Genomic DNA, 19,505 nt, shown 5'->3' with positions numbered 1-19,505 from the left:
TTGGCTATTTATCGTGAACATTAAAATACCAATCAATCTGGCGGTCAAATCCCATTTCCAGTAGGCTTGCGGTGATGCGCCCAGTCAAGCCCCACACGGTCTCGCCATCAATGATAAAGCTCGGTGATACCATCACTTGGCGACCCAAATCATACGCATAATCGATGGTTGGCTGGTGAATGAGCGTGGCTAAATCTGCCCAAAATAGCCTTGCAATTTCGCACATCTCTGGCGCAAGGTTAACACCGGGTGGTATCACCCCCACAATCGGCTTGACAGGTCTGCCACTTTTGGCAAATTGTAGTGGCAATTCGCCCAACACAGTCACTTGACTGGGATGAATACCTGTTTCCTCATGCGTTTCTCGTAACGCGGTAGCCTGGTTGCTATCGTCTGTGTCTTCGCGTCTGCCCCCTGCAAATGATACTTCGCCGGCATGTTCTCGCATATCCGAAGCGCGCAACGAGTACAAAATTTTTGGCTCAGCTTCATTGGTAATGGCGATGAGTACCGAATACGGCTGCGGTGTGGGGTCGAATGGCAGTTTTGCAATTCGCTCAGCCAGTTGGGTCAGTAAGGGACTTTGAAATCTAGTTGTGGACATATTTTTTAATTCATCAAAATTTAATGGGCAATTTCGCAATGTTTATAGGGCGCTTTGAGTTGACCGAATTTATCTAAAACTCATTGTCTATTGTCGATATCACTATCAAGCGGTAAAGCTGGCATAGCTGAGACAGGCTTTTGCATACTAGGCTGGGTATGCAGCGCGTTACAACCTGCTAATAATGCTAAACTTAATACCCAGCTAAACACTATGCTAAACTTTCTCATAATCGGCTGCTCAAATCATTTTTATCATGTAAAAACCTGCAATCAATGCTACCATACTTAAAACGACTTTCACCTCACAAAACATAAAAATAATAGGAAAACGCCATGCCTTACTGCCTGCAATGCGGTCATCTAGCCGAAACCAAAATCCCGCCGATGGACAGTCTGCCGCGCATTGTATGCCCGTCTTGTGGCTACATCCATTACGAAAATCCCAAAGTCATCAATGGCTGTTTACTCATCCATGAAGATAAAGTTTTGCTCTGTCGCCGCGCGATTGAACCGCGGCATGGTTATTGGACGTTGCCTGCAGGCTTTATGGAGCTTGGCGAGACCATGAAAGATGGGGGCAATCGTGAGTGTTTTGAAGAAGCCGAAGCTATCGGTAGTGCATTAGAGTTATATTGTCTATACGACATACCCGATATCGGACAGATTCATATGATATTTATCGGCTCGCTCAAAGATGGCAAATTTGGGGTGGGCATCGAGAGCCTAGAATGTGCGTTGTTTGCCGAAGAAGACATCCCTTGGGAAGACTTGGCGTTCCAAAATGTCATTGAAACACTGCAACATTATTTTGCTGACCGCAAAGCAGGGGCGACGCTCGGTAATTTCCCCATCCATCAGCAAGTAATTGCCAAATACGTGCATTTGGGCGATTAACTGTCCATTTGAACGGTAAATTTTAAACGGTAAATTGTTCGCTAAAAAGATACGGGCGTGGCGCATACGCTCTAAATAGCTAGGCTTCAGATAGCTAGGCTTCAAATTTCCATGTCCCAAATACCCCAATGACGGCGCCGCCGCTTTTTTTAATACAACAGTCAGTTTTTTAAAAATTGCGCGTATTCACTTTGATACAACATAGAGATTCAAGCAACAATGTTGCTGTTTAATCAAAGGTTCATAAATGACAAAATCATCAAAAAAGTCACGCATATAGTAAACCCTAAATTAAACTGCACAGTATTTAACACAATCATGAAGCGAATCGAAGTCATTAATCGAGAGTTTTACCTTTTGCTTAACCACTGCCCACTTATGCTCCACAGGATTTAACTCAGGAGAATAAGGTGGTAAATACAGTAACGTTAAGTTGTATTTTTCGGCAATCTGTTTTAAATCACCACCCCGATGAAAGCGCGCATTATCCATGATTAAAAAACGCTGTGGGTAGCTGTCGAGTTCATCTTTAGGCAAAGATTGACCAAGCGTGTGAAGCCAATTTTCTACCGTATCACGCTTACACCCACCTTCAAAGGTCACAGGTGCAATCAGTTTAAATTCAGCCATACTCATTGCACCGATAAGATTTAAGCGTTTGCCTTTATTGGCATCCATTTTAGCATAGCAAGGTGTGCCAACCGGTGACCAGCTACGATGATAGCCTTGTCTTTGGTAAAAGCCTGTTTCATCCATAAATAGGATGTTGGTCAGACCAAACCAAAAAGCCATGATAGCTAAACATACGCTAAAACCTTGCTGTTTTACGGGGTCTGATTCTTTGTAGGTGAAGGTCTTTTTTTAAATGTCCAGTTGATACGATGTAAGGTATCGACAAACGCATTGTAGGATATACTGACATCAGGATGGTCTTTTAAATATTGTTCCCGTAGCTGTTTAGCGGTATCAAATTGTTTAGCTTTGACATATCGTTCAAAGCTATCAAGGTCGGTTATGATGTGTTTTACACCCGTTGGTTGTGCTTTCTTAGGTTCGGTATTGCCTTGGTCGTGGTACAAGGCTATCCAACTGTTAAGCGTGTTGCGACAGATGCCGAATATTCTCGCTGTTTTGCTTTTGTTATTTGTTTCTTGCCAGTAGGCTATGGTGCGTTTGCGTAAGTCTTGGTCGTATAGGTTTGGCATGGTGCTATCTATGAAAGTTTAAGTTGTGTTCATTATAATACAGGATTTACTATATATCATTTTGTCGCTATAAAATCTTGCTACAATACTTGAGTGATATATATTCTATACTAGATAAAAACCACTATACTTACGGATGATGAGATTATTATGTCAACTAGAAAAACCATCCCCACACCTGCGCAACCATCCAAGCCATCACCTGATAATTTATCACCGCTTAAGGCGATAGAGCCACCAAACCCAAACCCCAATCAACCCACCCCACAAGGCACGCCACCGCTCAAAGAATTGGTCAAACAATACGATAGCGTGTCTTTGCTGCTACAAGGTGGCGGTGCGCTCGGTGCCTACCAAGCAGGGATTTATGAAGGACTGCATAAACAAGGTATCAAAATCGACCGTATCTCAGGTATTTCAATCGGCGCGCTCAATACCGCCATCATCGCAGGTAACCGTCCAGAGAACCGTTTGGCGGCGCTGCAAGGATTTTGGAACACCATCACCCATCGTAACTACACCCCTGCAGGGCTGAATGTCTACCGTCAAACGGCCAATGAGCTAGATAAACTCAGCAAGATTGATATGGTAAGCCATTTTATGCCTTGGATATTTGAAAATGGCTTTTTAAAGCAGCAATTGCGGGTGATGGAATCTACCGCTGAGGCTTGGCAAACCATGATTGAAGGACAGCGTGGCTTTTTTAAACCGCGTTATTTTGTGCCGTATGACACTACCCCCAACCACTTAAGCTATTATACCACCGATAAGCTGCGCGAGACCCTTGAGCGTTATTGTGATTTAAAACTGGTCAATGACGTCAATCGGATGAAAGTATCGGTGTCTGCGGTCAATGTGCGTAACGGTAACTTTGCTATTTTTAGCAATGAAAACGAAGAATTGCGCTACGATCACTTCATCGCATCGGGCGCATTGCCGCCAGGTTTTCCAGCGGTTGAGATTGATGGGGAGTATTATTGGGATGGTGGACTGGTGTCCAACACGCCACTCAATGAAATCTTAAGCCATGAAGAGCACCTCAAGCAATTGATTTTCCAAGTGGATTTGTGGAATGCCAAGGGCACGGTGCCAGAGAATATGATGGAGATTGACGAGCGCATCAAAGACATTCAATATTCTAGTAAAACCCGCATGGTCACTGACTTTATGGCGCAAAAATTGCGTTATACGCGCCTTATCAAAGAGTTACTCGAAATCATCGATGACGATGCCAAAATTGATAAAGTTGAAGAATCGTGCGTCAATAAAGCCCGCGAAATGACGGAAGTCGGTGTCAAAAACGTGATTCATCTGATTTATCACAAAAAGACTTATGAGCGTGGCTATAAAGACTATGAGTTTAGCGCCTCAACCATGCAAGAGCACTGGGAAAGTGGTTTACAAGATATTGAGAACACGTTTCGCCACCCAGATTGGTTTATGCTACCTGAAACCGATGACATCTTTGTCACCCATGATATTCACCAAAAACGCAAGAAATTGGCACAGGTCAGTTCCCTGCTAAAAAATCTTGAAGACTAGCAGTCGTTGCACGCTGAATACTTACAAAAAGTCAAAAAAAGTGATGGTAGCTAGCCCTCACTTTTTTTATGAAAAATTACACCAAATTTGATAAGTCCAAGCTCAGCAATCGGTCAATCGCCTCGCTGCTTTGTGCGATATCTGCGACCAATGCCATGCGCACATGGTTTTTGCCAGCGTTACCGCTGTTGTTTTGGTATGGGGGCGTATCGCGAGATAGGTAACGCCCAGCAAGCGCATGGATATTTAGCTGTTCATAAATCACTTTGACAAACTGCTCGTCATCTTGTACCGGCAACCAAAAATAAAAACCCGCATCAGGACGGCGTAACGGTAATTTGTCTGACAGCTTGTCCATCCACAAATCAAACTTTTGGCGATATAGTTTGCGGTTTTCTGCCACATGGGCTTCATCTTGCCACGCGGTAATCGAAGCCAGCTGATGATGAATCGGCATCGCGCAACCTTGATAAGTGCGGTACTGGGCATACGGCGCTAGTAGCTTGGCATCACCTGCCACAAATCCTGAGCGCATGCCAGGTAGATTGGAGCGTTTTGACAGCGAATGAAACACCACGCAATTGGCAAAATCATCGCGTCCGAGTTTGGCGCAGACTTCAAGTAGTCCAATTGGCGGCACCTCAAAATATAGCTCACTGTAGCATTCATCACTGGCTAGGATAAAGCCGTATTTATCCGATAGCTCAACCAGACGTTGCCACTGCGCCATATCCATCACCGAGCCAGTTGGGTTGTTTGGACTACACACAAAGACCAGTTGGGTTTTTTCCCAAACCTCGCTTGGCACACTGTCATAGTCACCGACAAAGTTATTGTCAGCGGTACAATTGACAAAATACGGCTGTCCACCAGCGAGCAGCGTCGCCCCTTCATAAATCTGATAAAACGGATTGGGCATCACCACGTAAGGTCGTTTACTATCCTCACGGTTAAATGCCGCTTGCACAAAACTAAATAGCGCCTCACGTGTACCCATCACAGGTAGCACTTGGGTGTCGGCATTTAATTGTTTGACCTGAAAACGGCGCTGTACCCAATCGGCAATCGCTTGGCGCAGCTCGGGCAAACCGTTGGTGGTGGGGTAATTTTGGATTTTAGCCAGATTGTCTTTGATGACGTCTAACACAAACTGTGGCGGTGTGTGCTGCGGTTCACCGATACCCAGTTTAATCGGGGCATAGTTGGGGTTTGGGGTGATGCCTTGTAGCAACGTTGCCATCTTGGCAAACGGATAAGGATGCAAAAGTTGTAATTGGGGATTCATAAGGGGTTGGCTGTCCATATATGCGAGAGAACTAATTTTAAAATACTGTGATTTTAAAAGTACCGGGATTTTAAAAACACTCTAATTTTAAAAGTACTGGGGTGTTAAAAATACTGTGAAAAATGAGATTACTTTACCCCGAATCGCTGAGTTTGCCAAGATTGAACCAAAAGTTTGCTAAAAGTTGATAGCCAATTAATGTTTTGAACCATGAGCTTGGGCGATGTTTCGCTCAAAAAAATGGGTAAAGGTAAGTATCAAGGTAAAAAGGGTCGGGAAAAAGCAGGTGTTTACTATATCATGCAAACTGCCTTGCCAGTACCAGTGCTTGTCGATTATAAGCTGGTCATGTCTGTCTAGCACTTCACCCATGATGGCAGCAGCAATCACCGTGAATAAGGCGATAAGCCAACGGTAGCGGTGATTTTTAAAAAGTAGGCTTGTGATAAGAAATATCACAATGCCGACATAAATATGCAGGGCATCTTTTTCTAAACCTGTGAAGCTAATGATATGGGTCTTGATGTCTTGGAATACGGAGTCATACATAGGAAGATTAATTTTGATTGCAAAGTTGGCAGAGGATAGCGATTTTCTGCCAACGGTTAAATGCGGTTTTTGTGTTGATTTATTACGGGACTTTAAGCACAAAAAATGCCTTTAAAAAAAGGCATTGATTCAACAGCGAATGAGCTAAAACTAAATCAGCTAGAACTCAATTAACTGGCTTTGCTGATAGCACTCACCTTTTGAAACCCTTTTGGCAAAAGTGTGCCGCGTCGACCGCGTGTACCCATAAAATTGGCAATATCCATCGGTTTGAGCGTCAAGGTGCGTTTACCACTGTCCAATGACAAACTATCCCCTTCGGCAAATGTGGTGATGGCGACCACGCTGTCACCGTCTTTTAAATCAATTAGCTTATTGCCTTTACCTTTTTTCATCATCGGTAACTCAGTCAATGGGTATATCAGCAAATGCCCCGCCGAGCTGACCACGCCAACTAGCGTATCTTGCTCACCAATTTGGTGGGTTATTAAACTACAGGCATCATCAAAATTAATCACATTTTTGCCCGCTTTTTGGTTGGTATCAAGATCAGCAAAGGTGTTAATAAAGCCATATCCTTGCGAGCTTGCCATGATGAGCTTACTGTCATCTTGTCCCATCAGCACGTTGATAAAACTTGCCCCGCCCGTGGGTTTTAGCAGGCTTGTGAGCGGCTCGCCTTGCCCCCGAGCAGAGGGTAAGGTATAGGCATCGAGGCGATAGCTGCGACCGGTGTTATCCATGAGGTAGACTTTTTCATTGGATTTGCCTTGCGCATGGGCAAGATAGGCATCGCCCGAACGGTAATTCATATTGGCGGCATCGACATCGTGCCCTTTGGCGGAGCGAATCCAGCCTGATTTTGACACGATGACCGTTACAGGCTCGCTTGGGGCTAGGTCAGTTTCTTTAAGCGCGGTGGCTTCCGTGCGTTCTACAATCGGCGATTGGCGTTTATCGCCATGCTCTTTCATATCAGCAGTGAGCTCTTCAATCATTAAACCCGTCAATTTATCTGGGTTGTTCAAGTATGCTTCGATTTGGGCTTTCTCTGTTTCTAGGTCACTTTGTTCACGTTTGAGCTCGATTTCTTCAAGGCGTGCCAGTTGACGCAGACGAATATCCAAAATCGCGTTGGCTTGGATTTCGGTCAAATCATAGCGCGTCATCAATTCTGCTTTTGGGTCGTCTTCCTCACGGATGATACGGATGACCTCATCAATATGCAGATAGGCAATCAGCAAACCCGCCAAGATATGCAAACGCTGCTCGATTTTATCCAAACGGTATTGCAAACGCCGCGTGACGGTATCTCGGCGCACAGAGAGCCATTCGGTGAGAATGGTAAGCAGTGATTTGACTTGGGGTTTGCCGTTGGTGCCAATCATGTTGAGATTAACGCGGTAATTACTCTCAAGGTCGGTACTGGCAAACAAATGGCTCATCATCGGCTCGATATCAACACGGTTGGAGCGCAGCTCAAGCACGATACGGCAAGCGTTTTGGTGGTCGGATTCGTCATAGATGTCGGTCACCCAAGGCAATTTTTTGGCATTAATTAAATTGGCAATTTGCTCAATGATTTTATTGCCGGAGATTTGATAGGGTAGCGCATCGATGATGACTAAGTTTTTTTCTTTGTCATCGACATGATAAGTAGCGCGCATTTTGTAGCTACCACGACCCGTTTTATATAGCTGTAGCAAATCCTCAGGCGAGGTGATGATTTCTGCTTTGGTTGGCAAATCGGGTGCAGAGATGTACTTTGCCAGCTCTTTTTCCGTCATTGTGGGTTTTTTAAGTAGCGCAATGCAGCCTTTGACCACTTCAGACAAGTTATGTGGCGGGATATCGGTTGCCATACCCACCGCAATGCCCGTTGTGCCGTTGAGCAAGATGTTCGGCAGACGGGCAGGCAAGGTGACGGGTTCTTGCAAGGTGCCATCAAAGTTGTCTTGCCAATCGACAGTGCCTTGACCAAGCTCGTTTAGCAAGGTATTGGCATAAGCCGATAGCTTGGCTTCGGTGTAGCGCATCGCAGCGAAGGATTTTGGGTCGTCGGGCGAGCCGAAGTTGCCTTGACCGCTAATGAGTGGATAACGGTAGCTAAACGGCTGACTCATGAGCACCATCGCTTCATAACAGGCTGAGTCGCCATGCGGATGGTATTTACCAATGACGTCACCAATAGTGCGCGCTGATTTTTTGGGTTTGGCAGTATTTTTGAGCCCAAGCTCGCTCATCGCGTAAACGATACGGCGCTGCACGGGTTTTAACCCGTCGGCAACGTGTGGCAATGCCCGGTCCATGATGACGTACATCGCATAGTTCAGATACGCGTTTTCGGTAAATTCAGCGACTGAGCGAGTGGGGTTGTTCAAATCGTTTGGTTTGGTAATTTTTGCTACAAGGGTATCGGACATAATGGTTACTTAATCAATGACAAAAAATAAAAGAAAGTGCAAAAGAGAGATCAGAAGTATGAGGAAATATCATAAAGCTTGAGAGTAGAAAAACAAGTATTAATCCATGGAATGGCAAATTTGCCCAGTTTTACACGTCAAAATGTGTCGCAAAAACGCCTTTTAAAGATGACTGGACACTGTAACCGCTTTAACGGTCAAATAACGGATAACTATTTCGACGCGAAATCATTTTTATCATCCCATAAGTACAGAGAATAGGCTTGAGAATTAAGTAAATATTTAGTATGTTAATAGTACATTTGGCCGCGATTTTTAATATAATTTTTAGCAGTGGGATTGACCTTTTTATAAAAATTCTTTTAATTATCAATATGCTATTCGCTGATAGACCGCATACCTAAGGAAAACATTTCTCATGAATGAATCAACCACCTCAGCTCAAACCCCTGACAACAACGCCCAATACAATGCGCCCGTCGATACTCCCATTGATACTCCCGTCGATAATATGGAAGCGCAGCCACATGCGCCAAAGCTTACCGATCATCATGAGAAACCTTGGTTAAAGACTTACGAGCATTACGGCATGAACTATAACATGCAAATGCCCGGTGACGAAGTCAACCTAATGAATGTTTTTGAAAAGAATTTCGAACAATTCAATGGTAGTGATGCCTTTGTGTGTATGGGTAGTAGCATGACCTATCGTCAGCTAGATACTTATAGCCGCCAAATCGCGGCGTATTTGCAGGGATTGGGTCTAAAAAAAGGCGATACCGTTGCAGTGATGATGCCAAATATCTTGCAATACCCAGTGTGTATGATTGGTATCATCCGCGCAGGTTTTATCTTGGTCAATGTCAATCCACTATACACCGCTCATGAATTAGCGCATCAGTTAGAAGACTCACAAGCCAAAGCGTTATTTATCGTTGAAAACTTTGCCAAAACCTATCAAGATATCGGCAAAAAAATGGTTGATCACGTCATCGTCTGTTCAATCGGTGATTTGATGGGTACGTTTAAAGGTATGCTAGTCAATACTGTGGTCAAGTATGTCAAAAAAGCCATTCCAGCTTGGCAAATTGACGGGCATGTGACCTTTAAGAGTGTTATCAAGCAAGCGTCTGCCAGTCGCTATCAGCGACCAGAAGGTATCAAGGGCAGTGATATTGCGGTACTACAGTATACTGGCGGCACCACAGGGGTTGCCAAAGGTGCGATGCTTACCCACAGTAACTTGGTATCCAATATGCTACAGTGCCAAGAGTTCGCCAGACAAGTATTCCCTAATCAAATGGTGGGTGAGTACGTCGTCGTTGCCTTACCGCTTTACCATATTTTCTCATTTACCGCCTGTGCGCTACTATGTATGAACATGGGCTTTACGGGTGTATTGATTCCAAACCCCCGTGACCTGGACAGTTTTGTCAAAGAATTAGCAAAATATAAGCCAGTATTCTTCCCAGCGGTGAACACATTATTTAATGGCTTGGCGCACCACACCGGTTTTCGTGCATTAGACCACAGCAAATTGCGTCTGTCGCTAGGCGGTGGTATGTCGGTATTGCCTTCAACCGCTGAAGAGTGGAAACGTATTACAGGTACCAATATCCTAGAAGGCTACGGCTTGTCCGAAACCTCACCCGTTGCCACCCTAAACCCCTTGGCACAAGAGCAATTTAGCGCCAAAATCGGTATCCCGATGCCCAACACCGACGTCAAACTGCTCGATGACAACGGCAATGAAGTCGCAGCAGGTGAGCGTGGTGAGATTGCAGTTAAAGGTCCACAAGTGATGAAAGGCTACTGGCAGCGTCCTGAAGCCACTGCAGAAGTGATGACAGCAGACGGTTATTTCAAAACTGGCGACATCGCTGTCATTGATGAGCAAGGCTATTTCAAAATCGTTGACCGTAAAAAAGACATGATTTTGGTATCAGGATTTAACGTCTATCCAAACGAAGTTGAAGAAGTACTAGCGGCGCATCCCAAAGTGTTGGAAGTCGGGGTGATTGGGGTACCGAGTGAAAAAAGCGGCGAAGTGCCAAAAGCGTTTGTGGTACGTAAAGACCCAAGCCTCACGGAGCAAGAGTTGCTACAATACGCGCGAAGCGAATTAACGGGTTATAAACGTCCCCGTAAAGTTGAGTTTGTGGATGAATTGCCAAAATCAAATGTTGGCAAAATCCTGCGCAAAGAACTGCGTAAACTTGAAGAAAAAAAGTAAGCTAACGCTTGTTGCCAAGACCCAGCTTTTCTATATCAGATTAGTTGGGTTTTTTATTGCATCGCGCCCCCTAACCTTATAAAATTGGGAATACCAATCGGCTGTTACGAGCAATACTGAGTTTATGGATGACGCTATTTCACCAATCAATGACCGCCCGATGCATGAGATGTATGAATGGGAAGAAAATCAGCAACCGTGGCTGATTAGCTACGAGCGCTATAACATTTGTAGTACCATCGATATGCCAGATGAACAAACGTCGCTGATTGACATCTTAGAAGCGGGGTTTGCCAAACATGCGCGGCAAGTGGCGTATTATTGCGATGATCAGCAGATTAGTTACGAGCAGCTAGATAAACTGAGTCTAAAAGTTGCCATTTATTTACAGCAGTTAGGGCTCAAGGTCGGTGACGCGGTTGGCGTAATGTTGCCCAATATTTTGCAATATCCGGTGATTACACTCGGCGTCATCCGTGCTGGCATGGTACTGGTGAGTATGAATCCTTCCTACACCAGTCGCGAGCTTGAGCACCAAATGGATGATGCCGACATCAAGGCGTTGTTTATATTAGATAAATTTATTTATACCTATAAAGACATTGCCGATAACCTTAACCGCGATTTACATCATTTAATCATCTGTCGGTTGGGCGATTTGAAAAGTAAGCTCAAAGGCGCGTTAATCAATCTGGTCTCAGCGACTACCGATTTGCCGCCAAAAGGTAATTGGATTTATTTTAGTCATTTATTAGCGGGCGCTAGCAAGGCTTATCAACGCCCAACTCTCACGTTATCGAATATCGCATTAATTCAATATACCGGTGGTACCACAGGGACGGCAAAAGGCGCGATGCTCAGTCATGGCAATGTGATTGCCAATTTGCTGCAAATCGATGCGTTGATTCGCAGCGCGTACGATGAAGAAGGACAGGAAGATATTATTTTGGCGTCATTACCGCTGTATCATGTATTTTCATTCACCATTTGCTGTGTTTTTATTTTATATCGTGGGTTTGCCTCAAGGCTCGTGCCCAATCCACGTGATATCAATGAACTGGTCAATACGCTAAAGCGTACACCGCCGCATTTTATTTTGGGGGTCAATACGCTATTTAGCGCCTTGATACAGCATCCTGAATTTCGAAGGCTCGATTTTTCCCAACTCAAAGCCACCATTGGCGGCGGCATGGCAATCCTCCCTAGTGTTGCCAAAAAATGGCATACCATCACAGGGTTGCCGATTATCGAAGGCTATGGGCTCTCAGAAACCGCGCCTGTAATTACCTTTAATCCATTAACTATCGCAGAATTTACCAACAAAGTCGGGCTGCCAACCCCTGCCACTGACATCATCTTATTGGACAACAACGACCAACCTGTGCGCATTGGTGAACGCGGAGAAATCGCCGTCAAAGGCCCGCAAGTGATGGTGGGGTATCGCAATCTACCTGTCGAGACTGCTAATGCGTTTACCGCAACAGGCTATTTGCGCACAGGCGATATTGGCATCATTGATGAGCGCGGTTTTATCAAAATCGTTGACCGTAAAAAAGATATGATTGTGGTGTCAGGGTTTAATGTCTACCCAAATGAGATTGAGTCGGTGATGCTCGAGCATGCCGACGTGCTCGAGTGTGTGGCGATTGGCGTACCAAGCGCGACGCGCGGCGAAGAGCCCAAAATATTTGTGGTCAGAAAACACAACCGCGTCACCGCTGAGCAGCTACTGGCGTTTGGTAAACAGCATTTAAGTGGCTATAAACGCCCACGCTATGTTGAATTTGTCGATAGTCTGCCCAAGTCCAATGTTGGTAAAATTTTACGTAAAGAGCTGCGTAAGCGCGAAGGGCTTGAATAGCAACCTGCCATGTTGCCGACGGAATTGTCTTGCTAAAACTGGGTTGGCAAGGTAGCATAAAACCACTGTAATTTTTGCCCATTGCTTAAAAACTATCTACCAAACCGTCAAGGCGGTCTTTTAGGGAATCTTATGCGTATCGATAATCGTGAAAACAACCAACTTCGTCCAATTAGTTTTGTGCGTAACTTTACCAAACATGCCGAAGGCGCCGTGCTGGTCAGCTATGGTGATACCAAAGTGCTATGTACCGCCAGTATCGAGACCCAAGTACCGCGCTGGCTCAAAGGTACAGGTAAAGGCTGGATTACCGCTGAATACGGTATGTTGCCACGTGCGACCCACGAGCGTACCCAACGCGAAGCCGCGAAAGGTAAACAATCAGGTCGTACCCAAGAGATTCAGCGGTTGATTGGTCGTAGCTTACGGGCGATGGTAGATCTTGAAAAGCTTGGGGAAAATACCATCCATATCGACTGTGACGTGCTGCAAGCCGATGGCGGTACCCGTACTGCCAGTATCACAGGTGCAGCTGTGGCATTGGTCGATGCGTTAGAAAAACTGCAAGCCGCCAAAAAACTCAAAGCCGATCCTTTGGTTGGCTTGGTAGCAGCCGTCTCTGTGGGTATCAAAAATGGTGAAGTGCTTTTGGATTTGAACTATAGCGAAGACTCAAGCTGTGACACAGATCTTAACGTCGTGATGACGCAAAAAGGCGAGTTTATCGAGATTCAAGGCACTGCCGAAGAAAAACCGTTTACCCGTGCGCAAGTGGATGAAATGCTAGCGATTGCTGAAGAAGGTATCAAACAGCTGATTGCTGAACAACAAGCGGTGCTAGGTTGGTAAAACAGCCTAACAAAACAAGATAGGCTAGTAAGGGCGTAGCACATACGCCCTTTTAATTGTCATAGAGATGATTATGTTAAAAGTCACCGACACAGGCGTTACCATTGGTTTGCAAAGTCAAGCGGTGACACCAAACAAGCTGATCCAAATACTGTGGGTGGGTATCGCAATTGCGGTAGTAGGGCTATTGATGGCATTTAAATTGCTCTCAGTTGCCATCGGCTCGCTGATGATTTTACTAGCCATCATCGCAAGTGTTGCGTGGCAAGCACTCAAGCAAAAAAAAGAGGTGCCTACTTTAGCAGGGGGTGAGCTGCGACTGACCCAACAGGGTTTTAGCCATCACCAAGGTGCTAACGTCACAAGCTATCAGTTCTTGCCCGGCGATAGCATTGAGCCTACCATCGATGGCATGACCATCTACAATGCTGGCGGTCAAATCTTGTATCGTATCACAGGTTTTCATGACCCTAAACATATCAAAATCGCCCAAGCCGTCCTACAAGGTAAGCCCATCAAAGCCCAAGGCAAAGCAATCAAACTACAAAGCACTTAATCAAAAAACCATACCCTATCTCAAAGAGTGCTTAGGCTTAGTTACCAAATCATAATAATTTTTTTGCCAATACTTGTTAAAATCCTTAAATATTATTAATCCACACTCTGATAATAACATTCATTATTAAATTCATATAAAAAAACACGGAAGGAAAGGACGATGTCAACTGCATTAAAATTTGCCCCCCCATTAATCGTTGCGATGGCGCTGGTGGGCTGTAATAAAAAAACAGAAACCACAACCACAACGACTGCTTCAGCGCCTGCTACCACAGTTACCGCTAGCGCCAATGGTGCAACGGCAACCGCTACGGTAAGCACCACGACAACCTCGACCACGGTAGTTGACCCTAACATGACGCCAGAAGACCACAAAAAAGCGCGTGAAAGAATCATGAAAGAGTGGAAAAAAACCAGCCAAACCATTGGCGCCATGGTCAAAGATCCAAGCAAATTTGATGCCGCGCAAGTCAAAGCCGCCGCCGACAAACTTAACCAAAATCCTTGGGTGCATTATCCAGAGACCGCCAAGGGTGGTGAAGCAAAAGATGAAATTTGGCGCGATGCTGCAGGGTTCCAACAACAAATTGATAAATTTAAAACCGCTGCCAGTGCCCTCAATGCCGCCGCTGCGACTGCAACCAGTGTTGATGGCATCAAAACCCAATTTGGTGATTTGGGCGCCAGCTGTAAATCCTGTCATGACAAATATAAACAAGATTAATTTGTTATCCCCCATAAAAAAGGCAGCGTTCAATGACTGCCTTTTTTATGGGTTTAATTCAGTTTGATAAAATTGTGAGAGATATCAAACGAGGTCAATGGTAGCGGGCGCAATTTGGTTAACTGGCTTAGCAAGACTTTGGCATCGGTTGACAGTTTTTGCCCCGTTTGCCAAAACTTCACCGCTTGGCCTTGTACATCGTCTTCAAAAGTGCTCTGACTGGTATCAAAATCAGCAAACAAATTATCTTTAGACACGCTAAAGGGTTTGTTGCAGGTGAGCGTCAGTAAACATTCAATCGCCTGCGGCAGGATTTCTACTTGTTCAAACTGTTGCTGCTGCTCTTCATTACGTCCATCGGGCGCATACCAGTAGCCAAAGTCATTGAGCAATCGGCGTTTTTGACCTGCCATACACCAATGGCTAATTTCATGCAAGGCACTGGCAAAAAATCCATGCGCAAACACAATTTTGGCAGGCTCGGTATCGGTCGCGGCAAAATATTCAGGCTCATGCCCGCCTTTGACCAAAATCGTATCACGATGGCAAAACCACAGTTTGAACCAACCTATCAGCCATTGCACTTGTAATGCTTCCACCGATACCCATTGATAGTCAATCAGAGGGCGATTTTTTGTCTTTGATATACTGGCGAGTACGGGCAAAAAATTAACCTTTAATGCTAACTGCGCACTTTGTTGGTCAATCATAGTTGTGTCAACATCACTGGCTAACACAGGCGCCACCGCGAATTGACTGACAAAAGGCAGCGTCATAAAGGGAAAAATAGCAAGGGTTCGTGGTGATATTTGTGCGGATATTGGCGATAGGTGTGTGGACATAGCAAAAGTAGGGTTGATAAAAATTGCTATTATACAATTTAACAGCCAGCATCGACTAGGAAATCACGCCAACAACATGCTACCATGCAATAGACGTCAGTATGCTTTATACTACAGCGTAAAATAACTAACAGGAGCGGTGAAATGACGCTACATTCTTCATCAAACTCTTCATCAAACGTGCCAGCACAATCATCGCAAGATGTACCGACAACTGCCCCATCCAAAACCGCCAATAACACCACCAGTGAGATTGGCGCGAGTGCCAGCTTGGTCAAGTTTATTGACTTGGCACGTTGGGAGCATAACAACGATAACCATTATCACTGGGAAGGCAAGGTGAGTCTCAAAGATTTGCCACGTATCTATGCCTTGGGTGATGAACATCATGACAACGATCAGCCACTGGATGTGATGTTAGATATTCAGAAAAAAGGGGACGTGGTATTTTGGCAACTACACACCACGGGCGTGCTTTGGCAAACCTGCCAGCGCTGCCTAGACCCCGTCGCAGTGAGTCTGGATGTCGATAGTGAGCTTGCGCTACTTGAAGATGAAAATCACGTCGCATTGCTTGATGAAGGCACAGAAATCATCCTGATTGATGAGCTAACGGATGACAACAAGCTGTGGCTATTACCAATGATTGAAGATGAGTTATTGGTTGATTTGCCATTAGCGCCCAAGCATGATGACTGCGAAATGGCAGTCACTGAGGTAGGCGAGTTGCCAGAGGCAGTGGCGGAAAAAGAAAATCCGTTTGCGGTACTGGCAAGCCTAAAAAGTTAAAAAGAACCACGCCATTATATACGCCGTCATACAGGTATTAACAAAAACTTGCCACTAAATGTCGGTTAAGGCTTTGCTAAATGGGTTTTTTTACGTATAATATGGCGTTTATAAATTTATCTGATTGTCTGTTCCAATAGTTTGCCTTATATCCATGCCAAATATCGATACCAAGTTGTTTGCATGATGATGTAATGAGGTTAAGGGAACGATGTTTTAATAGCGAGAAGCACAGGAGCTAACCTCATGGCTGTTCAACAAAACCGTAAAAGCCGTTCACGCCGTGATATGCGTCGTTCACACGACCGCATCACAATCAATGCTGTTGCTGTAGATGCAACTACCGGTGAAAAACACATCCGTCACCATGCGACCAAAGACGGCTTTTACCGTGGTCGTCAATTATTCAAAGTAGCAGCCGTTGCTGAATAATTAGCGCAAAATGCAGTGCTTTGACATGGCTTAGTATGCATTGGCTAAGCACCAAAAAGGCTGATGATAATTCATCAGCCTTTTTTTATTGGTTTTTTATGTAAAAATACCCGAAAGAAAAAGCTAGAATTTTTTTTTCAATATGCCATAATAATCAGAGTACAATTGTACACATAAATTTACTGGCTTACTTTTGTCTTCTTAATAGTAAGTTATATTATTGCCAGCCAAGTTTGATAAGCTTATAACATCAATCCAAGCTACTGACGCCATTTTGATTTTGCTGATAACTTTTGGTAAAGTAATCGACCAAAAAATCGCCTAAGCAAATTTTTTTGACCGTGTTTTTTAGCGGTGCATTAGACACGATACAACATAAGCAGTACAACATAAGCAGTACAATATAATAAGTTAGGACATTATGGATAACCCAATGCAAAGCCAAACCAGCGCAAATCAACCAGCCAATTCATCACAAGATAATGCTGCATCTATGAAATATGCTGTGATTTTTCCAGGACAAGGCTCGCAGAGTGTGGGCATGCTACACGATTGGGCAGCCCAGTATCCTATCGTCAAAGCAACGTTTGATGAAGCCTCAACAGCCCTTGGGTTTGACTTGTGGGCGATATGCCAAGGGGCATCAGGTGCCGCGTCTTTAGATGATACTGCGTATACCCAATCTGCACTATTGACCGCCAGTATGGCGATTTGGCGGGTGCTGCGCGATGAGCTTGATTTACAGCCGGCATATGTTGCAGGGCATTCACTGGGTGAATACAGTGCGCTGTGTGCCGCTGGGGTATTGAGTTTGGCAGATGCTGTAAAGCTGGTGCATCAACGCGGTCAGTATATGAGCGCCGCCATGCAATCACAAACAGGTAAAATGGCAGCGATTTTAGGTCTCGCTGATGAAGATGTGCAACAAATATGTGATGCTGTGGTAGCGGCGCATACGCAGGCAGTGGTCAGCCCAGCCAATTTTAACGCGCCAGGGCAAGTGGTGATTGCAGGCAATGTCGCAGGCGTGGATTTAGCGTCAGAGCAAATCGTTGCGCTCGGTAAAAAAAGCATGCCGCTTAAAGTCAGCGTACCGTCACATTGCCAACTGATGACACCTGCCACCGATAAGCTTGCCGCAGAATTAGAAAACGTGACATTTAACCCACCCAGCATTCCTGTGATACAAAATCGCCATGCACGGGTAGAAACCGATGTCACCGCAATCAAACAAGCCTTGATTGAGCAGCTCAATATGCCTGTGTTATGGTCGACTATTGAGAATAATTTAGCAGACGCGCAAATCACCTTACAAATCGAATGTGGCAGTGGTAGCGTGCTGACAGGACTAGCCAAACGCCAAGCGCAGAAAATTAACACACTAGCGACCGATACAGTTGCCAAACTAGACAATATAAAACAACAATTATCAGCCCAATAAAAAAACCAAGGAAGTATATGACTCAACGTATTGCATTAGTGACAGGCGCTAGCCGTGGGATTGGTCAAGCAATCGCCAAACGTCTGGCAAATGAAGGCTATCTTGTCATCGGCACTGCTACCAGTGAAAAAGGCGCAGCGGCAGTCAATGATTACCTACAGGAATTGGGTGGCGCAGGGCGTGTGCTCAATGTGCAAGATGCCGAGCAAATCAACCAGTTATTTGATAGCATTGAAAAAGAATTTGGCAATGTACAGGTGCTAGTCAACAATGCCGGCATTACCCAAGATGGTCTGCTCATGCGCATGGACGACAATGCCTGGGAGCGCGTGCTCGACGTGAATTTGACCTCGGTATTTCGTACCAGTAAACGCGCCATGAAAGGCATGATGAAAGCGCGGCAAGGTCGTATCATTAATATCACCTCAGTAGTCGCTGCGATGGGCAATGCCGGACAAACCAACTATACGGCAAGCAAAGCAGGCATTGAAGGATTTACCCGTTCATTGGCTCGGGAGATTGGGTCACGTCAAATCACCGTCAACTGCGTGGCACCAGGCTTTATCGACACTGACATGACCAGCGAGCTTGATGAAGCATTGATTAAATCCATGCTTAATGCCGTTCCGCTAGCCAGACTGGGCAAGCCTGAAGATATCGCCGCTGCGGTAAATTTCTTGGCAAGTGAAGAAGCAGGTTATATTACCGGTACCGTGCTTGACGTCAATGGCGGCATGTACATGTAAATGGTTTAGCCTGCCAAACACCAACCTAACGGGCCTTAAAATGCAGTTTTTGAACTTAAAATACAGTTTTTGAAATAGTAACAGGTTGCATTATTTTATTTTGAAATAGGCAATGAGCATGATAATATGCTCTAATATGTAGTTTACTCGATATATCATATACCCCAATGCAAGGAGAGAAGCATGAGTAACGAAATCGAACAAAAAGTAAAAGCCGCAGTAGCTGAGCAATTAGGCGTGAATGCAGAAGACATCAAAAATGAATCTTCATTCATGGATGACCTCGGCGCAGATTCACTTGACCTTGTTGAATTGGTGATGTCTTTTGAAAACGAATTTGGTATTACCATTCCTGATGAAGACAGCGCACAATTAACCACGGTGCAAAGTGCTATCAGCTACGTACAATCAAAATTGGATAACTAGTTACTAGTTACTTAATTTAGCAGCTTACTTATTACTTAGTTTAGCGGCATTTTACCCCAGTTTTAGCGATGAAATTGGGGTTTTTATTTATTTAAAACTG

The 19,505-nt window shown here is 44.8% G+C and carries 20 protein-coding genes; 12 read left to right on the top strand and 8 right to left on the bottom strand.

What is annotated here, in order from left to right:
- Nucleotides 1-4 precede the first annotated feature (4 nt).
- Both ACAM39_RS09885 and ACAM39_RS09880 read right to left on the bottom strand, forming a co-directional pair.
- Nucleotides 5-604: an NUDIX hydrolase gene (locus ACAM39_RS09885; protein ID WP_369627557.1), complete on the bottom strand. Its 600-nt coding sequence runs from the start codon at nucleotides 602-604 to the stop codon at nucleotides 5-7.
- Nucleotides 605-684: 80 nt separating this feature from the next.
- A complete protein-coding gene (locus ACAM39_RS09880) occupies nucleotides 685-834 on the bottom strand; it encodes a hypothetical protein (RefSeq protein WP_369627556.1) in 150 nt (49 codons plus the stop codon).
- 105 nt (nucleotides 835-939) lie between these two features.
- Here ACAM39_RS09880 and ACAM39_RS09875 point away from each other — a divergent pair, with 105 nt between their 5' ends.
- The gene (locus ACAM39_RS09875; RefSeq protein WP_369627555.1) at nucleotides 940-1,500 is read left to right on the top strand and encodes an NUDIX hydrolase; all 561 of its coding nucleotides are present in this window, start codon (nucleotides 940-942) and stop codon (nucleotides 1,498-1,500) included.
- 291 nt (nucleotides 1,501-1,791) lie between these two features.
- Here ACAM39_RS09875 and ACAM39_RS09870 read toward each other — a convergent pair whose 3' ends face one another.
- The gene (locus tag ACAM39_RS09870; RefSeq protein WP_369627554.1) at nucleotides 1,792-2,292 is read right to left on the bottom strand and encodes an IS630 family transposase; all 501 of its coding nucleotides are present in this window, start codon (nucleotides 2,290-2,292) and stop codon (nucleotides 1,792-1,794) included.
- Between the two features lie 32 nt (nucleotides 2,293-2,324).
- Nucleotides 2,325-2,705, bottom strand: coding sequence for a helix-turn-helix domain-containing protein (locus tag ACAM39_RS09865; RefSeq protein WP_101965293.1), 381 nt, complete (start codon nucleotides 2,703-2,705; stop codon nucleotides 2,325-2,327).
- A 150-nt stretch (nucleotides 2,706-2,855) separates the two neighbouring features.
- Between ACAM39_RS09865 and ACAM39_RS09860 the strand changes: the two genes are divergently transcribed.
- A complete protein-coding gene (locus ACAM39_RS09860) occupies nucleotides 2,856-4,247 on the top strand; it encodes a patatin-like phospholipase family protein (protein ID WP_369627553.1) in 1,392 nt (463 codons plus the stop codon).
- Between the two features lie 76 nt (nucleotides 4,248-4,323).
- Here ACAM39_RS09860 and dapC read toward each other — a convergent pair whose 3' ends face one another.
- From dapC to parC, 3 genes are all read right to left on the bottom strand, one after another.
- Nucleotides 4,324-5,532: a succinyldiaminopimelate transaminase gene (dapC, locus tag ACAM39_RS09855; protein WP_369627552.1), complete on the bottom strand. Its 1,209-nt coding sequence runs from the start codon at nucleotides 5,530-5,532 to the stop codon at nucleotides 4,324-4,326.
- A 195-nt stretch (nucleotides 5,533-5,727) separates the two neighbouring features.
- A complete protein-coding gene (locus ACAM39_RS09850; protein ID WP_369627551.1) occupies nucleotides 5,728-6,183 on the bottom strand; it encodes a hypothetical protein in 456 nt (151 codons plus the stop codon).
- Between the two features lie 68 nt (nucleotides 6,184-6,251).
- Nucleotides 6,252-8,504 (bottom strand): DNA topoisomerase IV subunit A, encoded by a 2,253-nt coding sequence (gene parC, locus ACAM39_RS09845; protein ID WP_369627550.1) that lies wholly within the window; start codon nucleotides 8,502-8,504, stop codon nucleotides 6,252-6,254.
- A 511-nt stretch (nucleotides 8,505-9,015) separates the two neighbouring features.
- On the opposite strand from parC, the gene ACAM39_RS09840 reads away from it, so the two are divergent.
- The 5 genes from ACAM39_RS09840 (at nucleotide 9,016) to ACAM39_RS09820 (ending at nucleotide 14,729) form a co-directional block, all read left to right on the top strand.
- Nucleotides 9,016-10,737 (top strand): AMP-binding protein, encoded by a 1,722-nt coding sequence (locus ACAM39_RS09840; RefSeq protein WP_313426578.1) that lies wholly within the window; start codon nucleotides 9,016-9,018, stop codon nucleotides 10,735-10,737.
- A 124-nt stretch (nucleotides 10,738-10,861) separates the two neighbouring features.
- On the top strand, nucleotides 10,862-12,598 hold the full coding sequence (locus ACAM39_RS09835; protein ID WP_472828209.1) for an AMP-binding protein: 1,737 nt from the start codon (nucleotides 10,862-10,864) through the stop codon (nucleotides 12,596-12,598).
- Nucleotides 12,599-12,730: 132 nt separating this feature from the next.
- The gene (rph, locus tag ACAM39_RS09830; RefSeq protein ID WP_060994509.1) at nucleotides 12,731-13,447 is read left to right on the top strand and encodes a ribonuclease PH; all 717 of its coding nucleotides are present in this window, start codon (nucleotides 12,731-12,733) and stop codon (nucleotides 13,445-13,447) included.
- Nucleotides 13,448-13,520: 73 nt separating this feature from the next.
- Nucleotides 13,521-14,003: a hypothetical protein gene (locus ACAM39_RS09825; protein WP_369627549.1), complete on the top strand. Its 483-nt coding sequence runs from the start codon at nucleotides 13,521-13,523 to the stop codon at nucleotides 14,001-14,003.
- 162 nt (nucleotides 14,004-14,165) lie between these two features.
- Entirely contained in the window at nucleotides 14,166-14,729 is a 564-nt protein-coding gene (locus ACAM39_RS09820; RefSeq protein ID WP_128680749.1) for a c-type cytochrome, read from the top strand.
- Nucleotides 14,730-14,782: 53 nt separating this feature from the next.
- Here ACAM39_RS09820 and ACAM39_RS09815 read toward each other — a convergent pair whose 3' ends face one another.
- Entirely contained in the window at nucleotides 14,783-15,505 is a 723-nt protein-coding gene (locus ACAM39_RS09815) for an elongation factor P hydroxylase (protein WP_369627548.1), read from the bottom strand.
- A 210-nt stretch (nucleotides 15,506-15,715) separates the two neighbouring features.
- Between ACAM39_RS09815 and ACAM39_RS09810 the strand changes: the two genes are divergently transcribed.
- The 5 genes from ACAM39_RS09810 (at nucleotide 15,716) to acpP (ending at nucleotide 19,405) form a co-directional block, all read left to right on the top strand.
- Entirely contained in the window at nucleotides 15,716-16,360 is a 645-nt protein-coding gene (locus ACAM39_RS09810; protein WP_369627547.1) for a YceD family protein, read from the top strand.
- A gap of 246 nt (nucleotides 16,361-16,606) precedes the next feature.
- Entirely contained in the window at nucleotides 16,607-16,792 is a 186-nt protein-coding gene (rpmF, locus tag ACAM39_RS09805; protein ID WP_007115626.1) for a 50S ribosomal protein L32, read from the top strand.
- Between the two features lie 433 nt (nucleotides 16,793-17,225).
- Nucleotides 17,226-18,233, top strand: a complete 1,008-nt coding sequence (gene fabD, locus ACAM39_RS09800; RefSeq protein ID WP_369627546.1) for an ACP S-malonyltransferase — start codon at nucleotides 17,226-17,228, stop codon at nucleotides 18,231-18,233.
- 17 nt (nucleotides 18,234-18,250) lie between these two features.
- On the top strand, nucleotides 18,251-18,979 hold the full coding sequence (fabG, locus tag ACAM39_RS09795; RefSeq protein WP_369627545.1) for a 3-oxoacyl-ACP reductase FabG: 729 nt from the start codon (nucleotides 18,251-18,253) through the stop codon (nucleotides 18,977-18,979).
- Between the two features lie 183 nt (nucleotides 18,980-19,162).
- Nucleotides 19,163-19,405: an acyl carrier protein gene (gene acpP / locus ACAM39_RS09790; RefSeq protein ID WP_060994515.1), complete on the top strand. Its 243-nt coding sequence runs from the start codon at nucleotides 19,163-19,165 to the stop codon at nucleotides 19,403-19,405.
- Nucleotides 19,406-19,505 lie beyond the last annotated feature (100 nt).

The organism is Moraxella sp. K02 (assembly GCF_041154755.1).
Lineage (GTDB): Bacteria > Pseudomonadota > Gammaproteobacteria > Pseudomonadales > Moraxellaceae > Faucicola.
Note: the sequence above shows the minus strand (reverse complement) of the source record. Positions and strands in the feature narration are given on the sequence as shown.

Coding starts and splice junctions, on each gene's coding strand:
- ACAM39_RS09885 (WP_369627557.1), bottom strand. CDS start 604: ATGTCCACAACTAGATTTCAAAGTCCCTTACTGACCCAACTGGCTGAG.
- ACAM39_RS09875 (WP_369627555.1), top strand. CDS start 940: ATGCCTTACTGCCTGCAATGCGGTCATCTAGCCGAAACCAAAATCCCG.
- ACAM39_RS09820 (WP_128680749.1), top strand. CDS start 14,166: ATGTCAACTGCATTAAAATTTGCCCCCCCATTAATCGTTGCGATGGCG.
- rph (WP_060994509.1), top strand. CDS start 12,731: ATGCGTATCGATAATCGTGAAAACAACCAACTTCGTCCAATTAGTTTT.
- acpP (WP_060994515.1), top strand. CDS start 19,163: ATGAGTAACGAAATCGAACAAAAAGTAAAAGCCGCAGTAGCTGAGCAA.
- rpmF (WP_007115626.1), top strand. CDS start 16,607: ATGGCTGTTCAACAAAACCGTAAAAGCCGTTCACGCCGTGATATGCGT.
- ACAM39_RS09865 (WP_101965293.1), bottom strand. CDS start 2,705: ATGCCAAACCTATACGACCAAGACTTACGCAAACGCACCATAGCCTAC.
- ACAM39_RS09810 (WP_369627547.1), top strand. CDS start 15,716: ATGACGCTACATTCTTCATCAAACTCTTCATCAAACGTGCCAGCACAA.
- ACAM39_RS09815 (WP_369627548.1), bottom strand. CDS start 15,505: ATGACGCTGCCTTTTGTCAGTCAATTCGCGGTGGCGCCTGTGTTAGCC.
- ACAM39_RS09840 (WP_313426578.1), top strand. CDS start 9,016: ATGGAAGCGCAGCCACATGCGCCAAAGCTTACCGATCATCATGAGAAA.
- dapC (WP_369627552.1), bottom strand. CDS start 5,532: ATGAATCCCCAATTACAACTTTTGCATCCTTATCCGTTTGCCAAGATG.
- ACAM39_RS09870 (WP_369627554.1), bottom strand. CDS start 2,292: ATGGCTTTTTGGTTTGGTCTGACCAACATCCTATTTATGGATGAAACA.
- fabD (WP_369627546.1), top strand. CDS start 17,226: ATGCAAAGCCAAACCAGCGCAAATCAACCAGCCAATTCATCACAAGAT.
- ACAM39_RS09880 (WP_369627556.1), bottom strand. CDS start 834: ATGAGAAAGTTTAGCATAGTGTTTAGCTGGGTATTAAGTTTAGCATTA.
- ACAM39_RS09835 (WP_472828209.1), top strand. CDS start 10,862: ATGGATGACGCTATTTCACCAATCAATGACCGCCCGATGCATGAGATG.
- fabG (WP_369627545.1), top strand. CDS start 18,251: ATGACTCAACGTATTGCATTAGTGACAGGCGCTAGCCGTGGGATTGGT.
- ACAM39_RS09860 (WP_369627553.1), top strand. CDS start 2,856: ATGTCAACTAGAAAAACCATCCCCACACCTGCGCAACCATCCAAGCCA.
- ACAM39_RS09825 (WP_369627549.1), top strand. CDS start 13,521: ATGTTAAAAGTCACCGACACAGGCGTTACCATTGGTTTGCAAAGTCAA.
- parC (WP_369627550.1), bottom strand. CDS start 8,504: ATGTCCGATACCCTTGTAGCAAAAATTACCAAACCAAACGATTTGAAC.